Source organism: Pseudomonas sp. BT76 TE3572 (genome assembly GCF_050435365.1).
Taxonomy (GTDB): Bacteria; Pseudomonadota; Gammaproteobacteria; order Pseudomonadales; family Pseudomonadaceae; genus Aquipseudomonas; species Aquipseudomonas fluorescens_W.
The window spans coordinates 5,035,674-5,056,125 of sequence record NZ_JBNDKE010000001.1 but is presented as its reverse complement, the minus strand read 5'-3'; the positions used below and the strand labels follow the sequence as shown (position 1 = coordinate 5,056,125).

The 20,452-nt window shown below is 59.5% G+C and carries 17 protein-coding genes and 1 pseudogene; 6 read left to right on the top strand and 12 right to left on the bottom strand.

The annotated features are described in order from the left end of the window. Positions 1–14 precede the first annotated feature (14 nt). From ABH912_RS22920 to ABH912_RS22910, 3 genes are all read right to left on the bottom strand, one after another. A complete protein-coding gene (locus ABH912_RS22920) occupies positions 15–1,265 on the bottom strand; it encodes a sarcosine oxidase subunit beta (RefSeq protein WP_007947735.1) in 1,251 nt (416 codons plus the stop codon). Between the two features lie 23 nt (positions 1,266–1,288). Next, on the bottom strand, positions 1,289–2,542 hold the full coding sequence (glyA, locus tag ABH912_RS22915) for a serine hydroxymethyltransferase (RefSeq protein ID WP_033053962.1): 1,254 nt from the start codon (positions 2,540–2,542) through the stop codon (positions 1,289–1,291). A 168-nt stretch (positions 2,543–2,710) separates the two neighbouring features. Continuing rightward, on the bottom strand, positions 2,711–3,442 hold the full coding sequence (locus ABH912_RS22910) for a TraX family protein (protein ID WP_429511728.1): 732 nt from the start codon (positions 3,440–3,442) through the stop codon (positions 2,711–2,713). Positions 3,443–3,573: 131 nt separating this feature from the next. Here ABH912_RS22910 and ABH912_RS22905 point away from each other — a divergent pair, with 131 nt between their 5' ends. Together ABH912_RS22905 and ABH912_RS22900 are read left to right on the top strand one after the other, a co-directional pair. After that, positions 3,574–4,614: a low specificity L-threonine aldolase gene (locus tag ABH912_RS22905; protein WP_033053959.1), complete on the top strand. Its 1,041-nt coding sequence runs from the start codon at positions 3,574–3,576 to the stop codon at positions 4,612–4,614. 245 nt (positions 4,615–4,859) lie between these two features. Beyond that, positions 4,860–5,684, top strand: coding sequence for an SDR family oxidoreductase (locus ABH912_RS22900; protein WP_429511727.1), 825 nt, complete (start codon positions 4,860–4,862; stop codon positions 5,682–5,684). Between the two features lie 237 nt (positions 5,685–5,921). Here the strand turns inward: ABH912_RS22900 and gbcB are convergent, their stop codons facing one another. Continuing rightward, positions 5,922–7,022, bottom strand: coding sequence for a glycine-betaine demethylase subunit GbcB (gene gbcB / locus ABH912_RS22895; protein WP_033060751.1), 1,101 nt, complete (start codon positions 7,020–7,022; stop codon positions 5,922–5,924). A gap of 439 nt (positions 7,023–7,461) precedes the next feature. On the opposite strand from gbcB, the gene gbcA reads away from it, so the two are divergent. Continuing rightward, positions 7,462–8,757 carry a glycine-betaine demethylase subunit GbcA gene (gene gbcA / locus ABH912_RS22890; RefSeq protein ID WP_429511726.1) on the top strand — a complete coding sequence of 432 codons (1,296 nt, stop codon included), beginning with the start codon at positions 7,462–7,464 and terminating at the stop codon, positions 8,755–8,757. A 681-nt stretch (positions 8,758–9,438) separates the two neighbouring features. Here the strand turns inward: gbcA and ABH912_RS22885 are convergent. The 8 genes from ABH912_RS22885 to ABH912_RS22850 form a co-directional block, all read right to left on the bottom strand. Then, entirely contained in the window at positions 9,439–10,638 is a 1,200-nt protein-coding gene (locus ABH912_RS22885; protein WP_429511725.1) for a retropepsin-like aspartic protease, read from the bottom strand. 77 nt (positions 10,639–10,715) lie between these two features. Continuing rightward, entirely contained in the window at positions 10,716–11,282 is a 567-nt protein-coding gene (locus tag ABH912_RS22880; protein WP_429511724.1) for an N-acetyltransferase family protein, read from the bottom strand. A gap of 21 nt (positions 11,283–11,303) precedes the next feature. After that, a complete protein-coding gene (locus ABH912_RS22875) occupies positions 11,304–12,074 on the bottom strand; it encodes an electron transfer flavoprotein subunit beta (RefSeq protein ID WP_429511723.1) in 771 nt (256 codons plus the stop codon). Between the two features lie 15 nt (positions 12,075–12,089). Next, positions 12,090–13,310: an electron transfer flavoprotein subunit alpha/FixB family protein gene (locus tag ABH912_RS22870; RefSeq protein WP_429511722.1), complete on the bottom strand. Its 1,221-nt coding sequence runs from the start codon at positions 13,308–13,310 to the stop codon at positions 12,090–12,092. Further along, positions 13,310–15,259: a dimethylglycine demethylation protein DgcB gene (gene dgcB, locus ABH912_RS22865; RefSeq protein WP_429511721.1), complete on the bottom strand. Its 1,950-nt coding sequence runs from the start codon at positions 15,257–15,259 to the stop codon at positions 13,310–13,312. The genes ABH912_RS22870 and dgcB overlap by 1 nt, the downstream gene beginning before the upstream one ends. 173 nt (positions 15,260–15,432) lie before the next feature. Further along, positions 15,433–17,493, bottom strand: coding sequence for a dimethylglycine demethylation protein DgcA (gene dgcA / locus ABH912_RS22860; protein ID WP_033060742.1), 2,061 nt, complete (start codon positions 17,491–17,493; stop codon positions 15,433–15,435). A gap of 15 nt (positions 17,494–17,508) precedes the next feature. Beyond that, positions 17,509–18,039: a DUF5943 domain-containing protein gene (locus ABH912_RS22855; protein WP_008033249.1), complete on the bottom strand. Its 531-nt coding sequence runs from the start codon at positions 18,037–18,039 to the stop codon at positions 17,509–17,511. Positions 18,040–18,117: 78 nt separating this feature from the next. After that, complete coding sequence (locus ABH912_RS22850; protein ID WP_429511720.1) at positions 18,118–19,095, bottom strand: dipeptidase; 978 nt, start codon at positions 19,093–19,095, stop codon at positions 18,118–18,120. A 248-nt stretch (positions 19,096–19,343) separates the two neighbouring features. Here ABH912_RS22850 and ABH912_RS22845 point away from each other — a divergent pair, with 248 nt between their 5' ends. The 3 genes and pseudogenes from ABH912_RS22845 (at position 19,344) to ABH912_RS22835 (ending at position 20,435) form a co-directional block, all read left to right on the top strand. Next, the gene (locus ABH912_RS22845; protein WP_429511719.1) at positions 19,344–19,745 is read left to right on the top strand and encodes a lysozyme inhibitor LprI family protein; all 402 of its coding nucleotides are present in this window, start codon (positions 19,344–19,346) and stop codon (positions 19,743–19,745) included. A 10-nt stretch (positions 19,746–19,755) separates the two neighbouring features. Continuing rightward, positions 19,756–19,986: pseudogene (locus tag ABH912_RS22840) on the top strand (helix-turn-helix domain-containing protein); the annotation flags it as partial. A 32-nt stretch (positions 19,987–20,018) separates the two neighbouring features. Then, positions 20,019–20,435 carry a DUF3010 family protein gene (locus ABH912_RS22835; RefSeq protein WP_033060736.1) on the top strand — a complete coding sequence of 139 codons (417 nt, stop codon included), beginning with the start codon at positions 20,019–20,021 and terminating at the stop codon, positions 20,433–20,435. Positions 20,436–20,452: the final 17 nt, after the last annotated feature.

The window sequence follows — 20,452 nt, the reverse complement described above, 5'->3', positions numbered from 1 at the left end:
GGGGATTTCTCCTGTTAGTGGGCAACCGCAGCAGCGCCGTGTTCGTCGATCAACGCACCGTTGTGGAAACGGTCGATGGAGAAAGGTGCAGCCAATGGGTGCATTTCACCCTTGGCCAGACTCGCAGCAAACACGTTGCCCGAGCCAGGTGTGGCCTTGAAGCCACCGGTGCCCCAACCGCAGTTGAAGAACATGTTCGGGACCGGGGTTTTCGAAATGATCGGGCACGCATCCGGGGTGGTGTCGACGATGCCGCCCCACTGACGGTTCATGCGTACGCGGGACAGCACCGGGAACATCTCGACGATGGCCTGGATGGTGTGTTCGATCACCGGGTACGAACCGCGCTGGCCGTAGCCGTTGTAGCCGTCGATACCGGCGCCGATCACCAGGTCGCCCTTGTCGGACTGGCTGATGTAACCGTGCACGGCGTTGGACATGATCACGCTGTCGATAATCGGCTTGATCGGCTCGGACACCAGCGCTTGCAGCGGGTGGGATTCGATCGGCAGGCGGAAACCGGCGAGTTTGGCCATGTGCCCGGAGTTACCCGCAGTGACCACACCGACGCGCTTGGCGCCGATGAAGCCCTTGTTGGTTTCAACGCCGATACACACGCCGTTTTCCTTGCGGAAACCGATCACTTCGGTCTGCTGGATCAGGTCCACGCCGAGTGCGTCGGCGGCACGGGCAAAACCCCAGGCCACGGCATCGTGACGGGCCACGCCGCCGCGACGCTGGACGGTGGCGCCCATCACCGGGTAGCGGGTGTTCTTGGAGCAGTCGAGGTACGGAATCTCGTCGGCCACTTGCTTGGCATCGAGCAGTTCGCCGTCCACGCCGTTGAGGCGGTTGGCGCTGACCCGACGCTCGGAATCACGAATGTCCTGCAGGGTGTGGCACAAGTTGTAGACGCCGCGCTGGGAGAACATCACGTTGTAGTTCAGGTCCTGGGACAGGCCTTCCCACAATTTCATCGCGTGCTCATACAGGTGCGCCGACTCGTCCCACAGGTAGTTGGAGCGAACGATGGTGGTGTTGCGCGCGGTGTTACCGCCGCCCAGCCAGCCTTTCTCGACCACGGCCACGTTAGTGATGCCGTGTTCCTTGGCCAGGTAGTAAGCGGTCGCCAGACCATGCCCGCCACCGCCGACGATGACCACGTCATAGACCTTTTTAGGGGTCGGCGTGCGCCACATTTTCTGCCAGTTTTCGTGATGGCTGAGGGAGTGTTTGAAGAGGCCGAAGCCCGAGTAGCGTTGCATAGTCATTTACTCCAAAACCGCGCTCAGCGATAAACCGGGAAGTCCGCGCACAGGGCCGAAACTTGCTGCGCAACATTGGCCTCTACGTCGGCGTCGCCGAGGTTGTCGAGGATGTCGCAGATCCAGCCGGCAAGCGTGACGCACTGGGTAACCTTGAAGCCGCGAGTGGTCACCGCCGGGGTGCCGATGCGCAGGCCGGAGGTCACGAACGGCGACTGTGGATCGTTCGGGACAGCGTTCTTGTTCACGGTGATGTGGGCGCGACCGAGTGCTGCGTCCGCCTCTTTGCCGGTGAGGCCCTGACGGATCAGGCTGACCAGGAACAGGTGGTTATCGGTACCGCCGGACACTACATCGTAGCCGCGTTTGATAAATACGCCTGCCATGGCCTGGGCGTTGTCGATCACTTGTTGCTGGTAAGCCTTGAAGCCAGGCTCCAGCGCTTCCTTGAAGCACACCGCTTTACCAGCGATCACGTGCATCAGCGGGCCGCCCTGGGCACCGGGGAAGACTGCCGCGTTGAGCTTCTTCTCGATTTCTTCGTTGGACTTGCACAGGATCAGGCCGCCACGTGGACCGCGCAGGGTCTTGTGGGTGGTGGTGGTCACAACGTCGGCGTAAGGCAGCGGGTTCGGGTACAGGCCGGCAGCGACCAGACCGGCGACGTGCGCCATGTCGACGAACAGCAGGGCACCGACTTTGTCGGCAATCTGACGGAAGCGTGGGAAGTCGAGGGTCTTGGAATAGGCCGAGAAGCCAGCAACGATCATCTTAGGCTTGCACTCGACGGCCAGGCGCTCGACTTCGTCGTAATCGATCAGCCCGGTTTTGGTGTCGATGCCGTACTGCACGGCGTTGTACAGCTTGCCCGAAGACGACACTTTGGCGCCGTGGGTCAGGTGACCACCGTGGGCCAGGCTCATGCCGAGGATGGTGTCGCCGGCCTGCAGCAGAGCCAGGTAAACGGCGCTGTTGGCCGAGGAGCCGGAGTGCGGCTGAACGTTGGCGTAATCGGCGCCGAACAGTTGCTTGGCGCGTTCGATGGCCAGCGCTTCAACTTTATCGACGTGCTCGCAGCCACCGTAGTAGCGCTTGCCCGGATAGCCTTCGGCGTATTTGTTGGTCAGGCCACTGCCTTGCGCTTCCATGACGCGTTTGCTGGTGTAGTTCTCTGACGCGATCAGCTCGATGTGATCTTCCTGGCGTTGCTCCTCGGCATTCATCGCCGCCAGCAGTGCATCGTCGTAACCCTGGATCTGGTCTTGCTTGCTGAACATCGCGTCTCTCCCAGCGGCATCTATGCGCCATTCGTCTCGGTAAGGCACTGGTGTTTCGACAGTGCCCTTTGAATGCGATGGTATGACCGGCGCAGACAGGCCAAATGCCTACGGACGCCACGCAAAGGTGCGTTTACGACATAGGCAGGCGCACAGGGATAAATGAACTCAACCGGACAGCTTCGCCAACCCTTCGCGTAGAGCCAGCAATAACAGGAAATGCGCGGGATAGAGCGCGTAAGCCCAGCGACGCATCGGCGGTGGAGGTTTGAGCCGGCCGGCATGGCGTAGCAAAAGCAGGCCGGCCAGTGGCGCGATCAGACAAGCGGCGATGCCGAGGATGGCTTCAACATTGTGAAACTGCGCGGAGGAATACAGCACTGGCCACTGATTGGCTGCCAGGCACACCACTCCCGGTAACAGGCTGAAGTACCAGGGCCGCTTGATCACCAGCAACATCGCCAGCGGCAACAGCACGCCGAAGAAGCCGAACATCAGTCGCTCCGGGAACAGCGCCGCCAGCAGCAAGGCGCTTGCCGCTAATAGCCGCGCTTGCAGCGCTCGGTCCTGCCAGCCACGGGCCACCAGCAATCCCAACGTCAACGTGGGCAGCACGTTGAAGGTGTCGGGATCAGGAATGTACATCCGGTAGGGAATTTCGCTGATGGCGCTAAACAACAGCAACCACCCCAGATAACGCCACTGGCCGTCCGTCGTCACCGAGCGGGCCCGCGCCAGGTTTGCGGCCATTGCCAGACAGAACCACGGGAACGCCAACCGTCCCGGCACATACAGCAGATCGACGGAATAACCGACATATCGCAGGTGATCGAGCACCATGCTCAACAGCGCCAGCCACTTGAGCAGATCCAGTGCCCCATCCCTTTGCGTCATGTGCATAATTGCCCGGCGTCTTTGTATTTTTCTGACAGCATCATCGCGTGTGCTCCCCGGACGATCTTCGGTAAAGTGCGCACCATCATTGACCACGAGGCCCTTCACCATAAGAGCCTCGACCACGGAAGCCGGCCATGACCGATAAGAGCCAACAATTCGCCAGCGACAACTATTCCGGTATCTGCCCTGAAGCCTGGGCGGCCATGGAACAGGCCAACCACGGCCACCAACGCGCCTATGGCGACGACGAATGGACCGCACGCGCGTCCGACGATTTCCGCAAACTGTTCGAAACCGACTGCGAAGTATTCTTCGCCTTCAACGGCACCGCGGCCAACTCCCTGGCCCTGTCGTCGCTGTGCCAGAGTTACCACAGCGTGATCTGCTCGGAAACCGCCCACGTCGAAACCGACGAATGCGGCGCACCGGAATTCTTTTCCAACGGTTCCAAGCTGCTCATCGCCCGCACTGAAAACGGCAAGCTGACCCCGGAATCGATCCGCGAAATCGCGCTCAAGCGCCAGGACATCCACTACCCGAAACCGCGCGTCGTGACCCTGACCCAGGCGACCGAAGTCGGCAGCGTCTACACCCCGGAAGAAATCCGCGCCATCAGCGCCACCTGCAAAGAGCTGGGCCTGAACTTGCACATGGACGGCGCGCGATTCTCCAACGCCTGCGCTTTCCTTGGCTGCACGCCGGCCGACCTGACCTGGAAGGCCGGTGTCGACGTGTTGTGCTTCGGCGGCACGAAAAACGGCATGGCGGTAGGGGAAGCGATTCTGTTCTTCAACCACAAACTGGCCGAAGACTTCGACTACCGCTGCAAACAGGCCGGGCAACTGGCCTCGAAGATGCGTTTCCTCTCGGCGCCGTGGGTCGGGATTCTGGAAAACGACGCCTGGCTCAAATACGCCCGCCACGCCAACCACTGCGCGCAGCTGTTGGCTGAACTGGTCAGCGACATTCCAGGCGTGGAACTGATGTTCCCGGTACAGGCCAACGGCGTGTTCCTGCAACTGTCGGAACCGGCCATCGCCGCACTGACGGCCAAGGGCTGGCGCTTCTACACCTTCATCGGCAACGGCGGCGCACGCTTCATGTGCTCGTGGGACACCGAAGAAGAGCGCGTACGGGAATTGGCCGCCGACATCCGCGAAGTCATGTCCCGCTAACGCGCACAACTCCTGTGGCGAGGGAGCTTGCTCCCGTTCGACTGCGCAGCAGTCGTGAGATCAAACAATGCGGTCTGTCAGGCAGACCGCATTTTCAGAGTCTGGGGCTGCTTCGCTGCCCAGCGGGAGCAAGCTCCCTCGCCACAAAAATCTCCTGACGCTGCCTCCTGATTTCGACTCTCATACTCTTGGTCTACATTGTTTGGCGAGCCTCCGCTCACATAAAAACAATCAGGAGCGCACGCATGTCCTTACAAGGCAAAACCCTGTTCATTACCGGCGCCAGCCGTGGGATTGGTCGTGAGATCGCGCTGCGCGCCGCGCGGGATGGCGCCAATATTGTGATTGCCGCTAAAAGCGCCGAGCCGCACCCCAAGTTGCCGGGCACGATTTTCAGTGTGGCGAAGGAAGTTGAAGCCGCGGGCGGCAAGGCGTTGGCCTTGCAGGTGGATGTGCGTGATGAAGTCGCGGTGCGTGAGGCATTGGCCCAGGCCAACGAGCATTTCGGCGGCATTGATGCGCTGATCAACAATGCCGGCGCGATCAAGCTGACCGGGGTTCAGCACATCGAACTCAAGCGCTTCGACCTGATGCACCAGATCAACACCCGCGCCGTGCTCCTGTGCAGCCAGGCCGCCCTGCCCTATCTGAAGAAAAGCGCCGGACACATCCTCAGCCTTTCCCCGCCACTGAATCTGGCGACCAAGTGGTTTGCTCAATACAGCCCTTACACCGTGACCAAATACGGCATGAGCATGCTGACCATGGGCATGAGCGAGGAATTCAAGAACTACGGCATCAGCGTCAATTCGTTGTGGCCGCAAACCATGATCGCCACTGCCGCCATTGAATTTCAGCTGGGGTCACGCGAGTCGTTCAAACATGCGCGTACGCCCGCGATCATGGCCGACGCCGCCCACGTAATTCTGAGCAGCAGCGGTCGCAGCATTACTGGTCGCTTGTTGATTGATGAGGAGATTCTGGGTGAAAACGGGATGACGGATTTTGAACAATATCGGTTTGCGCCCGACACCACCGACCCGCTGATGCCGGACCTGTTTGTCGACTGAGTGGTTTAGGGTGTCAGCTAGATCCACCCCTCACCCTAACCCTCTCCCCAGAGGGTAGAGGGGACTGACCGAGGTGTTTAGTCGAAATGCTGCGACCTGAAATATCGAGTCGAACTTAGATTTTAGATGCGATGGAGATCCGCCCCCTTTCCCCCTCTCCCCTGTGGGGAGAGGGATGGGCGGGCGGCGTTCCGATGAGGGGTGGATCTTGAAGTTAATTAACCTTCCAACCTCAAATCAAAACTCGATGCGCACATCCCCTTTCGGCACGCTGCAGCACGAAAGAATGAACCCTTCCGCTTCGTCTTCCTCGGTGATCCCGCCGTTGTGGTCCATTTCGACCTCGCCACCCAGCTTCATCACCTTGCACGTCCCGCAGATCCCCATCCCGCAGGCTTTCGGAATCAGCAGGCCAAGCTTGGCCGCCGCCGCATGCACGGTTTCACCCGGTGCAACACGAATGCTCTTGCCGGACGCAGTGAATTCCACCTGATGCAGATCCGCCGCGTCGACTTCCGGCGCATCCGCCGCTTGTTCGGCTTGCTCCACCGCATCGGCGCGGGCTTCCGCTGGCGTGGCCCCGAAGGATTCTTCATGGTAACGCGACATGTCGAAACCGGCGGTTTCGAGCATGCGCTTGACCGCGGTCATGTACGGCGTCGGGCCGCAGCAGAACACTTCGCGCTCCATGAAGTCCGGCGCCATCAGTTCGAGCATCTTGTGGTTCAGGTAACCGCGATAACCGGCCCACGGCTCACCCAGACCATGCTTCTCGCAGATCAGGTGCAGGCTGAAGTTATCGATCCGCGACGCCATATGTTCCAGCTCGCGGTGATAAATGATGTCTTTGGGCGAACGGGCGCTGTGGATAAACACCATGTCGACGTTGCCGTTGGTGTCGTAGAACCAGCGAGCCATCGACATGACTGGCGTGATACCGACACCGCCGCTGAGGTACAGCACCTTCGGCGCGGTGAAATCCATGGCGTTGAACAGCCCGACCGGCCCGTGCACCGCCAGCTCCTGGCCTTCGTGCAGGGTGTCGTGCAGCCAGTTGGAGACTTTGCCGCCCGGCACACGCTTGATGGTCACCGAAAAGCTGTACGGCACCGATGGCGAGCTGGAAATGGTGTAGGAGCGCATGATCGGCACGCCTTCGATTTCCAGCTCCAGGGTGACAAACTGCCCCGGCTTAAAGAAGAACAGGATTGGCTGGTCAGCCATAAAGCAGAAGGTGCGCACATCCCAGGTTTCCTGGATGACTTTGACGCAACGGACGATGTGTCGACCATTGGCCCAGGTCTGGGTGGTTACCGGATTCAGGAAGCTGTTGGACATGCTGTTCTCCACCGCCGATGGTCGGCCTTATGTTGGCGATTCTGCGTAACGTGCGAACCACCCATTTACCTATCTGCGACATTCACATACTTATCGCGACCAGCCTGCATCTACCGGGGGTTGCGCGTCGGGAACAGATTGGGCCATGTCGCCCATGGATAAGGTTCTGCCCAGCGGCGGCCCCACACTCGCTCCATACCAAGACACAACCTATACACCCTTGCGTAGCAAACCGTAGCCGGTGTGGCGGGCTTGGGTGGAGCAGGTTCGGATGCATGAAGTTCTGAGCCAAGGCGCCGCGACGACTCATAGCTCGCTATGGGGAGGAGCGGCAACGCAGGATCAGGACTTCAGGCGCCGAACTTGCCCATCCAAACCCGCCACACCGGCTGCCAAGCCACTTTCGCCGGCCACACAGAATGGCCTTGAGGATTAAATGATGGACGTCACCACTACCCTGAGCCTGGGCGATCCACTGGAACCCGCACGCAAGGCCACCGCGCAGATGCTGCAAGAGCGCGAGCGTACTTTCTCGCTGCCGCAGCCGTTTTACTCTGACGAGCGGCTGTTTGATATCGACATGCAGGAAATCTTTCAGAAAGAGTGGTTGATCGCCGGCATGACCTGCGAAATCCCTACCAAGGGCAACTTCCTGACCCTGCAAATCGGCAAGAACCCGATCATCGTGATTCGCGGCGCTGAAGGCGTGGTTCACGCGTTCCATAACGTCTGCCGTCACCGTGGTTCGCGGCTGTGCACCAGTGAAAAAGGCAAAGTCGCCAAACTGGTTTGCCACTACCACCAGTGGACCTACGAGCTGGACGGTCGCCTGTTGTTCGCCGGTACCGAAATGGGCGACGACTTCGACATGAAGCAGTACGGCCTCAAGCCGGTGAACGTGAAGACCGCTGGTGGCTACATCTTCATCAGCCTGTCGGAGAACCCGCCGGCCATCGATGACTTCCTGTCGACGCTGAACCATTACATGGAACCGTACGACATGGAGAACACCAAGGTGGCGATCCAGACCACCTTGTTCGAAAAAGCCAACTGGAAACTGGTGCTGGAAAACAACCGCGAGTGCTACCACTGCAACGCGTCGCACCCGGAACTGTTGAAAACCCTGCTGGAATGGGACGACGTGACCGATCCGCGTGCCGACCAGGCCTTCAAGGATCACGTTGCCGCCTCCGCCGCAGCGTGGGAAGCCGAAAAGATTCCTTACGCCCACGCCAGTTTCGGCCTGCGTAACCGCATCGTGCGCATGCCACTGCTCAAGGGCACCGTGTCGATGACCATGGACGGCAAACAAGGCTGCGCCAAGCTCATGGGCCGCATCAAGAACCCGGACCTGGGCTCGATGCGCATCCTGCACCTGCCGCACTCGTGGAACCACTGCATGGGCGACCACATCATTGTGTTCACCGTGTGGCCAATCAGCGCTCAGGAAACCATGGTCACCACCAAGTGGATCGTGCACAAGGACGCAGTCGAAGGCGTGGACTACGACGTGGAGCGCATGCGCAAGGTCTGGGATGAGACCAACAACCAGGACCGTCGCCTGGCCGAAGAGAACCAGCGCGGCATCAACTCCACCGCGTACCAGCCAGGCCCTTACTCCAAGACCTATGAGTTTGGCGTGGTGAACTTCGTGGACTGGTACAGCGAGCGTTTGCTGAACAACCTGGGCGCGGAACCTGCGCCTTACCTCAAAGGGGTTCCGGTTCAAGGCTGACCGATCCGCTGAGACAAAAAACCGCGAACCTGTTTCGCGGTTTTTTATTGTTCAAATTTCGTTCAATCGCTTTAGAGCTGCCGCTGGCATGGGGCTGTAGAGGTTCGCGAACAAGTTATCCACACCTTCGCCCACAGCAAATGGGGACAACTCGGTTTACCGCGCAAAATTTCTCCACAGAAACTGAAGAAAATCCGTGACTTATCCAGAAGCAGGGTTTTGAGCAGTGATTGGTTGTTTTTTGATCGAAAGCTTGAAAGCCACGTCATACGTGGCTTGCAGAGGATGGCGAACACCTTATCCACAGAAGCGCCAACAGACTTTGGGGGCAACTTGGCCTGATCTGTGGAAAACCGTTGGAAGCCGCGATAAATCTGGGTTTGCGCGAGGTTTCCCGGTCTAAAACGACGATTTGATCGTTTTTTGATCACAAGCCTGATAAGCCCGGTTTATATGGCCTGTAGAGGACAGCGAACATCTTATCCACAGATGCGCTAACAGAGATTGGGGGCAAGTATTGGCTCGCGCACAAAGTTATCCTCTGGAAAAAGCCTGAAAAAACCGCAAGTTAGGCTGGTTGTTTTTTGTACGAAGGGTTGCAGGGCTTGATCTGTATGGGGTGTAGCGAAGGGCGAACATGTTATCCACAGAAGCGCTAACAGGGATTGTGGGTAACCACGCTCAGTTCCTGTTGAAACACGACCAGCCTGAGTCGATATCCAGATTCAACTCATAGTCATTGAATGCCCCCCACCCAAGCAAAAGCGAAGGCACGTACTGACCCAGCAACAACGACGGAGGAATCGTAAAGTCCGGGTAGTAGTTGTAGGTGATCGATTGGATATGGCCCGCCAGGCTCAATTCACCCTTGAAGGTTTGGGAACGCGGCTTATCGGTGACATGAATGGGTGAGTTGCCCGGCGCGGAAGACGTTAGGTAATCAACATTGCCGGTGTCGATTATCGCCGGCGTGGCCCGACGATCCAGGCGTGCGGCAATAGTCAGCCGTTGATTGATGTCGATGCGCGCATAGGTGATTCGCGAATCACATCGCGCGGGAGGTTCGGCGTTAAGCGCCAGGGTCTTTTTGGTGACCTTCAAACGCCCCAACTTACCGAGTAAATCGAGCCCCAATAAGTTTTCCCGGTCGCTGACAAACACCAGGACGTTTCTGAACTCGCTTGAGCCTATCTTTAAAGACTCAAAGATCCCGAGTTTGGCAGACAGGTCACGTTCACCATAAAACGTGCTGTAGCCATAGTGAGAGTCGGTTAATAACCTGATTCCCATCAGCTTCGCGGTGTCGTGGTTGACCCGGGTTTGTGGCGCGCCGGTGTCCAGAATGAAGCGTGACGAGACACCATTGGCCGCTTTGACATCGAGGTAGGGCAGCACCTCGTCTGTCACGTGACCGTCACTGGCATAGGGATGGATCTCGAGCACTTCGTGCCGCGTCGTTCTTTTCACCGAGAAATCGGCGAGCGATCTGAGGGTCGCGAGGGATTCGTTGCCGAACATGGAAAACATTGCGTTGAGTTCAGGATCATTCGCGATTGCCTGAGCGTGACGTCGCTTGATCGCCAGATAGTATTCGGGAATCTGGTTTGCGGTTTTGGCCTCGAACATTCGGGCGAGAACAGACACTGAACAATTCAGGTTTTTTTCAGCATCCAACACCTTGGCGCATTGCTGTTTCAGCTGCGCCAAGGACGCCTTTTGTCCCTGTTCGGTCTCTAACCATGTGTAGAAATCCGGAGCTGCCGGCCGGGTATCAGCTATCGCACTGGTGGCTGCACAGATAAAAAATGCAAGCAGCACCAGAGACGACTTTGAATACACCCCGCCGATCAGACATGTCTCACGCCGACTGACCGCTTTCATGTTCAACCCATTCTGAAAACGAGTTTTATGAACTAGCGCTGCGGCCCCCTGAGCAGCTCATAGAGGAATGTAGCTCACTAGGGCCGATACATCAGATAGGCCTCACCCGTGACCCGAATCATCGGATGGGGAGTAATCAGGCAGGTATCGACGACACGAAACCCATGCCGCTCGTAAAACCGACGGGCGCCGGTGTTCACGGCGTAGTCGATCAGACTCAAGCCATTGAGCCCCAGCTGGTTGGCACGGTCGTAAGCGTAGGCGAGGAATTGCTTGCCCAGGCCCTGGTTTCGCCAGCCTTCATGGAGCGCCAGGCTGGAAATATAGAGGGTGTCGGGAATTTCCATCTTGGCGTACGGAGCCAGGACAGGATCGGTCACTGGAGGCGCCAGTGGATCGTGACGCATCACGTAGCTGTGCATCATGCCAATGACGTTTCCCTGTGCCTCGGCGATGAGGCAGTTCTGATACGAAAAATCCACGTCGTCACGGGCATATCGACTGGCGCCCACGTCCAGTAAATCCTGACCGGGTTGCGCCAGTTGGCTCCAGATGTAATCCGCAGCACCCTCTGACGAAATCTGGAACAAGCGAGCAATCTCCCGCGCATCACTGCGCAGAGCCGAACGAAACTCTACTGCCATTTACCGCCCCCCACAGGACCGCTAGCGGACCACGCCTTCTTCGATCAGTAACTTGAGAATCGCCTCGGCCCCCGCCTCGGCACTCAACCCTTTAAGCACTTGCCCGCCGCCACCGCTGGCCTTGGCCGTCGCGGCTTTCATCCGGTCTGCGCCGCTCTTGGCCTTGATCACCTTCAAGCGTTTAGGCCGTGGCTTGGCCGGTTGCAGGGTGGCAACCGCCAGCAGTTCATCGTCGATCACTTCGACTTCATCCGCCTGCAGCACACCGCGTCGGGCCGGGCCATAAGCGCTCTGCCGAGGCTTCGGCGCGGCGTTATCCACAGTCGCGAGAAACGGCAGCCGTACTTTCAGGCGACGGCGCTGACCGCGCGGCAAGGCTTGCAGCACCAACGCTGAATGACCGTCGATGGATTCAACTTGAGCCAGCCCTACCACCAGCGGCCAGCCCAGATTTTCCGCCAGCAGGAACGGCAACATGCCCGAACCTTCACCGGTTTCTGCCTGGCTGCCGGTCAGCACGACCTGAGCCCCGGCGTCACGCAAATACGCGGTCAATGCCGGCAATGCATCGGCGCCTTCCGGTTGCTCAAGCACATGCAGCTGTTCCAGGCCCATGCCCAGATAGGCGCGTAGTGCAGGTTCCGCGACGTCGCCGGCATGCAGCACTTGCAGGTTATCCCCAGCCAGTTGCAGGCCCAGCTCCACCGCCCGCGCATCTTGCTCCGCACGACGTGGCCGGCCGGAGGTCGGGTGGGCGCCGATGGACACCAGGCTGATGATTTTCGTGCTCATAACCCTTTCCTTTCCTTAAGCCGCATCGCGCTTGGCTTCATTGCGGTAAGCCTCTACCGCATCAATCAAGGCTTGAAGAATCTCTGCACTTTCGCCGATCACCGACAGGTCGGCCCGTTTGATCATGTCGCAGCCAGGATCGAGGTTGATCGCCACCACCTTGTCGCAGGCACCGATGCCTTGCAGGTGCTGGATCGCCCCGGAAATCCCCACCGCCACGTAAACCCGCGCGGTGACCCAGGTGCCGGACGCACCGACCTGACGGTCGCGCGCCATGAAGCCATCGTCCACTGCCACACGGGACGCGCCTTCGGTAGCGCCCAGCGCTTCGGCGGTCCTGTGGAAAAGTCCCCAGTCCTTGACCCCGTTACCACCGGAGAAGATGAACTCGGCTTCGGCCATCGGAATCGCCGCCGGATCGACCGCCACCGCACCCAAATCCTCAATCCGCGACAAGCTGCGCGCCACGTCTGTGGATAACTCCACCGGCAAGGCTTCGTGACGGGTTTCGCTGACCGGTTCGGCGCATTCGACGGCAGCCAGAATCAAGCGTGCCACCGGGCGCGCAAGGTCTTGCAAACCGGCACCGGCGCGACCGATACACTCCTGATCCTTGACCTGCCAGACCCGCGTGGCCGGGCGTTCGCCCAGTGCGGCGGCAAAGCGTCGACCCAATTCACCACCACCGCTGCGGCTGTCCGGCAGCAACCAGTGACGCGGGCTGAACTGGTTATCCACAGCCCGCAGGCCCTGGACCCGCTGTTCCGGTGCATAACCGCTGAATTCGTCGCCATCCAGCACCAGCAAGCGATCGACGCCAGCGGTGGCGAAGGCATTTTCTTTATGTTCACCGAAGACCACGGCCAACACCGCGCCATCATTACCGGCCAACTGATGAGCCAGACCCAGCAAGTCGCGGTCGTGGCTGCTCAAGCGGCCGCCGACCATGTCCGGCACCACGCTGATGTAAAACGCAGGTGCAGGCACTTGATGCAGTGGCAACTGGACTTCAACCGCGGCCGAGCGTTTAGTCGCCCCGCCCTGTTGAGCGCCGCTGCGGTCGATCCGCTTGATCCCGTTGGGACCGATAAAACCGATGCCATGGGGATTCTTGCGGATGACGCCGTTAGGCCCCATCCAGCTGTGTTGCGCCGGTTGCATGGCCGCGTGCAGCGGGTGCAAGCGGTTACGGGCGATCCATTCGGCGCGTGGGTCGCGGCGGATAATGTCGCTCATCAGTGGGCCTCCGCAGGTTCACGTTGGGCCGGTTTGGTCGGCTTGCTCGGGGCAGCGTCTTCGAGCAACGCGTCCGCCACCAGTTCGGCGATGTCCTTGATCAGCGGCCGGGGTTCGACCACGCCTTCGAGCATCGCGGTGCACTGTGGACAACCCACGGCCACCAGTTCGGCGCCGGTTTCGCGGATGTCTTCCATGCGCATGTCGGGGATCCGTTGCTTGCCCGGGATGTCAGTGATCGGCGCACCGCCACCACCACCGCAGCAGCGCGAGCGGAAACCGGAGCGTTGCATTTCCTTGATCTCGATACCCAGGGCGCGCAGCACTTCACGCGGTGCCTCGTACTCGCCGTTGTAGCGGCCGAGGTAGCACGGATCGTGATAAGTCACGCTGCTGCCTTTGTGCTGACCGAGGTTCAGGGCGCCAGCGCCGATGATTTCTGCCATGTAAGTGCTGTGGTGCTGCACGACGTAGTTACCGTCGAAGGCGCCGTACTCGTTTTTCAGCACGTGGAAGCTGTGCGGGTCGCAGGTGACGATGCGATTGAAGCTGTACTTGGCCAGGGTCTGGATGTTGCGTTTGGCCAGCAACTGGAAGGTGGCTTCGTCGCCCAGACGTCGAGCCACGTCACCGCTGTCGCGTTCTTCAAGGCCCAGCACGGCGAAGTCGACCTTGGCCGCTTTCAGCACTTTGACGAAGGCGCGCAGGGTGCGCTGGTTGCGCATGTCGAAGGCACCGTCGCCGACCCAGAACAGCACGTCGACCGACTTCTTCTCGCTCATCAGATTGAGGTTCAAGTCCGCCGCCCAGTTCATCCGCCCGCCCGGGGCGAAACCGCCAGGGTTGTCGGTGGCGATCAGGTTTTCCAGGACTTCGGCGCCCTTGTTCGGGGTCGCACCTTTTTCCAGGGTCAGGTGACGGCGCATGTCGACGATGGCATCGACGTGCTCGATCATCATCGGGCACTCCTCGACGCAGGCACGGCAGGTAGTGCAGGACCACAATGTTTCAGCATCCACCAGACCGTTGACGATCGGTTGATGCGGATTACCGGCGTGCTCGCCGATGGCCTTGCCCGGATACGGGCTGCCGGCGAATTTGGCGTCGGTGCCACCGGCCAGGCCAACGACCATGTCTTGAATCAGTTTTTTCGGGTTCAGCGGCTGGCCGGCGGCGAACGCCGGGCACGCGGCTTCGCACTTACCGCACTGCACGCAGGCATCGAAGCCGAGCAGTTGGTTCCAGGTGAAATCCTTGGGTTTTTCCACACCCAGTGGTGCGTTTGGATCGTTCAGGTCCAGCGGTTTCAAACCGGTGGAGCGGCCGCCACCAAAGCGTTCGGCGCGACGGTGCCAGGCCAGGTGCAAAGCACCGGCGAAGGCGTGCTTCATCGGCCCGCCCCAGGTCATGCCGAAGAACAATTCCGATACGCCCCACAGCACACCTACACCGAGGATTACCGCGACCACCCAACCACCGAAGTTTTCCGGGAGGATGCCGGCGACCGGCAGGGTCAACAGGAAAAAGCTTACCGAGAACGCCAACAGGCTTTTCGGCAGGCGCATCCATGGGCCTTTGGACAAACGGGCCGGCGGGTTGCGACGACGCAGGTACACAAAGATCGCACCGACGAACATCACCGCCGTCATCAACAACAGGGCATAGCCGAGGATGCGGTTATGCAGGCCAAAACCGTGCACCAGAATCGCCAGCACGATAGACGCCACCGCACCACCGGCCGTGGCAACGTGGGTGTTGGCGATGTATTTGTCCCGCGCGACCACATGGTGCAAATCGACCATGTAGCGCTTGGGCATGGCGAACAGGCCGCCGATCAGGTCGACTTTCGAAGCCCGGCCTCGGCGCCACATAGCCACCCGCCGCAACGCGCCCAGAACCGCAAGGCCCAGGGCGGCGAACAACAGGATTGGAAGAAGGGTGTTCAACATGGTGGAGCTCCCAAAGACCGCAGGGTCTTGCAGGCCAAACTACCTGGATGCCTTGCCCGATTCCTGTAGGAGCGAGGCTTGCCCGCGAAGGCGATGGATCAGCCGACATCAATGTTGAATGTCAGGACGCCTTCGCGGGCAAGCCTCGCTCCTACAGGGTTATCCACAAGCTCTTAGAAATCCTTGCACAACCGCAGCGCGTCGTAGATCGCCGCGTGGGTGTTGCGCTGCGCCACGCAGTCGCCGATGCGGAACAGCAAGTAGCCGTCGCCCGCCTGGCTCAGCGAAGGTTGCGGCTTGATCGCGAACAAGGCTTCGATGTCCATCTGGCCTTTGTTGCGCGAGCCTTCCTTCAGGGCGTAGTAGATTTCTTCGTCCGGACGCACGCCGTTTTCGACGACGACCTGGTCCACCACCCGCTCCTCTTTGGCGCCGGTGTATTCGTTTTCCAGCACCGCCACCAGCTTGTCGCCTTCGCGGTAGACCTTCTCCAGCATCATGTCCCCGGTCATGATCACTTCTTTGGGGTACATGCTGCGGTAGTACGTCGGGAACGAAGTGCCGCCAATCGCTACGCCCGGCTTGATGTCGTCAGTGACGATCTCGACCTGGCTGCCCTTGTCGGCGAGGAAGTCGGCGGTCGACATCCCGGTGAACTCGCAAATGGTGTCGTAGACCAGCACGTTTTTGCCCGGTGCAACCTTGCCGTCGAGGATGTCCCAGCTGCTGACGACCAGGCCTTCAGCCGCGCCCCAGTGTTCGTTCTGCTCCAGGAATGGATGGCCGCCGACGGCGAGTACCACCACGTCCGGACGCAGGTCGAGAATGGTTGCCGCATCGGCCGCCACGCCCAGGCGCAGGTCGACTTTCAAACGCGCCAATTCCAGTTGGAACCAGCGAGTGATACCGGCGATCTGGTCCCGTTGCGGGGCTTTCGAGGCGGTCGTGATCTGGCCGCCGATGAATTCTTTCTTCTCGAACAGGGTCACGTCGTGGCCACGTTCGGCGGACACACGTGCAGCTTCCATCCCGGCAGGGCCGGCACCGACCACCACAACTTTGCGCTTCACACCAGCCGATTTCTCGATGATGTGCGGCACGCCCATGTATTCACGGGAGGTCGCAGCGTTCTGGATGCACAACACGTCCAGACCCTGATATTGACGGTCGATGCAGTAGTTGGCACCGACGCATTGTTTGATCTGGTCGACCTGACCCATTTTGATCTTGGCGATCAGGTGCGGGTCGGCGATGTGGGCGCGGGTCATGCCGACCATGTCCACATAGCCACCTTCCAGGATACGGGTCGCCTGGTTCGGGTCCTTGATGTTCTGCGCGTGCAGTACCGGGGCCTTCACCACTTCCTTGATACCGGCGGCCAAGTGCAGGAATGGCTCCGGTGGATAACTCATGTTCGGAATAACGTTGGCCAGGGTGTTGTGGGTGTCACAACCCGATCCGACCACGCCGATGAAGTCGATCATGCCGGTGTCGTCGTAATACTTGGCGATCTGCTTCATGTCCTCGTGGGACAAGCCATCCGGGTGGAATTCATCACCGCACAGACGGATGCCGACGCAGAAATCCGGACCCACTTCCTTGCGCACAGCCTTGATCACTTCCAGGCCGAAACGCATGCGGTTCTCGAAACTGCCGCCCCATTCGTCGGTACGCTTGTTGACGCGCGGGCTCCAGAACTGGTCGATCATGTGCTGGTGCACGGCGGACAGCTCGACGCCGTCCAGGCCACCGGCCTTGGCCCGCGCGGCGGCGCTGGCGTAGTTGCCGATCACCCGCCAGATTTCTTCCGGCTCGATGGTTTTGCAGGTCGCACGGTGCACCGGCTCACGGATACCCGACGGCGACAGCAGGGTTGGCCAATGCTCGCCGTCCCAACGGGAACGACGACCCATGTGAGTAATCTGGATCATGATCTTGGCGCCATGCTTGTGCATGGCATCGGCCAGGTTCTGGAAGTGCGGAATGATCCGGTCGTCGGCCAGGTTGACCGACTTCCACCAGCCTTGCGGGCTGTCGATGGCCACACTGGAGGAACCGCCGCAAATCGCCAGGCCGATCCCGCCCTTGGCTTTCTCTTCGTAATACTTGACGTACCGGTCGGTGGTCATGCCGCCGTCGGTGGCATAGACCTCAGCGTGCGCGGTGCTGAGCACGCGGTTACGGATGGTCAGTTTGCCGATCTGGATCGGCTGAAACATTGCTTCGAAAGCCATGGCGGGTTCCTCGACTTACAACGGCTTGACGGTGAACAAACCGTCGTCGTGGCCTTCTTCGGAGCCACCGTAAACTTGTTCGGCAACCGTGCGGATCTTGCTGCCGCGAGCTTGCAGAATCTGATCCATCGCGCCGGCAAACCAGCCCGTGAACATGTAGTCGACTTTGCGGCCGACCTTGCCGTACACATAAACAAACGCAGAGTGTTCGAGCTTGACGCTGGCAGTGCCTTTGTCGAGGTCGATGTCCTGGATCTTGAACAAGCCCCAGCCGCGCTGCGACAGGCGCTTCATGTAGTGCTCGAACACCGCGACGCCTTCCAGACCGTGGCACTCAGCTTCTTTTTCACACCAGTGCCAGGCGGATTTGTAGCCGGCCTTGTAGAGGATTTCGGCGTAGGCGTCGGCGCCCAGCACTTCCTCGATGCCCATGTGGTTGTTGACGAAGAAATGACGCGGTACGTACAGCATTGGCAGGGCGTCGGAGGTCCAGACACCGGTTTCGCTGTCGACTTCGATTGGCAATTGCGGGGCGATCTTGGCCATGGAAACTTAACTCCAGAAAAATTTTGGTGTTGCCCCCGGCACGAATGGCCGGGGGAAAGGATTCAGAGGTGCTGTGGCTTACTCGCCCCAGACGTCCTTGAGGACGTTGACCCAGTTCTCGCCCATGATCTTGCGAACCACGCGCTCGGAATGACCGCGCTTGAGCAGGGTTTCGGTCAGGTTCGGGAACTCGCCGACGGTGCGGATGCCCAGCGGGTTGATGATCTTGCCGAAGCTGGTCAGGCGGCGGGCGTAGCCCTTGTCATGGGTCAGGTATTCGAAAAAGTCCTGGCCATGGCCCTGGGTGAAGTCGGTGCCGATACCGATGGCGTCTTCACCGACGATATTCATGGTGTATTCAATGGCTTCGGCGTAATCGTCGATGGTCGAATCGATACCCTTGGCCAGGAATGGCGCGAACATGGTTACGCCGACGAAACCGCCGTGATCGGCGATGAACTTCAGTTCTTCATCGGATTTGTTGCGCGGGTGGACTTTCAGACCCGACGGCAGGCAATGGGAGTAGCAGACCGGCTTCTTGGATTCGAGGATGACTTCTTCGGAAGTCTTCGAACCGACGTGGGACAGGTCGCACATGATGCCGACGCGGTTCATTTCGGCGACGATTTCACGACCGAAGCCCGACAGGCCGCCATCGCGCTCGTAGCAACCGGTACCGACCAGGTTCTGGGTGTTGTAGCACATCTGCACGATACCGACGCCCAGCTGCTTGAACACCTCGACGTAACCGATCTGGTCTTCAAAGGCGTGAGCATTCTGGAAGCCGAACAGGATGCCGGTCTTGCCCTGCTCTTTGGCTTTGCGGATATCAGCGGTGGTGCGCACTGGAATCACCAGGTCGCTGTTTTCGCGGATCAGCTTCTGGCTGGCGGCGATATTGTTCACAGTGGCCTGAAAGCCCTCCCACACCGACACGGTGCAGTTGGCCGCGGTCAGACCGCCCTTGCGCATGTCTTCGAACAGCTCACGGTTCCACTTGGCAATAATCAGGCCGTCGATAACGATGCTGTCGGCGTGTAATTCGGCTGGGCTCATCAGGCTGTCCCCTATTAGCGATTCATGCGCCGAATCGTGTGCCGGCGCTTTGGGGCCAGCATATGCCTGAGGGAGGGGGCAGCCGGGTGCAAAAACGACAGGGGGTTTGCCGAAAGCGTCAATCCGCGACAAAGGGTCGTCGTCGGACGTCATGAGCCACCTGTTCAAGGGCCTGCGCATGGGCCAGAATTCGCGCCACTACTGGATGTTTCACTGGATGCTTTACTGGAATAAGGGGCGGCGGCGCAATGAAATCGATCTTCCTGGCATTGGCACTGATAGCGACCGGCGTACACGCGGCTGAAGAAGCCGACGATAACCCCTGCGACAAAGTCGAAAACGAAGTCCAGACCCTGGAATGCTCGACCTACAGCAGAACCACCGCCGAAGACCTGCTGAGCGAAAACCTCAAAAGCCTGACCGAGCGCATGCAAACGCTCTACGGCAAGAACCCGGCGCAACTGACCGACATCACCGCCAAACTCAAGGCCTCTCAGCAGCAATGGCTGAAGACCCGGGATGCGGACTGCGCGGTTGAAGCGTTCCCGGCGACGAGCGGTAGCAAGGCATTCACCATTGCGCAGAATGATTGCGTGGCGCGGATGAGTGATGAGCGGTCGGAGTTTTTGGAGTCGATTGGGCAGGAGTAAAAACATAAACATGGAGAATTACTTGATCCCACACGAAGTAGTCAGCCGCATCGTTAACGGTGCCCTACCCATCAGGGCCTGGCGCGAACATCTGAACCTTACTCAGGATGAAGTGGCCAAACGCATGGGCATCTCCCAACCGGCCTTCGCCCAGCAGGAGACTGTTGCCAAGCCCCGCAAGGCCACTCGCGAAAAAATCGCCGCAGCTTTTGGCATCAAGCCCAATCAACTCGAGCTGTAAGCTGCACTCCACCAACAAGGAAAGGGATTTACATGAAAATCTGCGGCATCGAAATCAAAGGCAGCGAAGCCATCATCGCCGTGGCCTCTCTCGACGGTCATGCGCTGAACCACGTCGCCCTGGTCACCAAGAAAATCGCCCTCGACGATGACGACGAAGCCGCCAACGTCAAAGTCTTTGCCGCTCAAGTCGCCTCGTTCGTGCGCGAGAACTCCATCGACCGGATCGTGATCAAGAAGCGCAGTAAGAAAGGCGAATTCGCCGGCGGGCCGACCACGTTCAAGATCGAAGGCGTTTTCCAGTTGCTGGAAAATTGCGAGGTCACGCTGCTATCGCCACAGACGATTAATGCGCAGAACAAGAAGTTTGACTTTGAACTGCCGGGTACGTTGAACAAGTATCAGCATGAAGCCTACAAGGCGGCCTGTTCGGCCTTAATGAAGAAGTAACGCCCAAAGCAGATCAA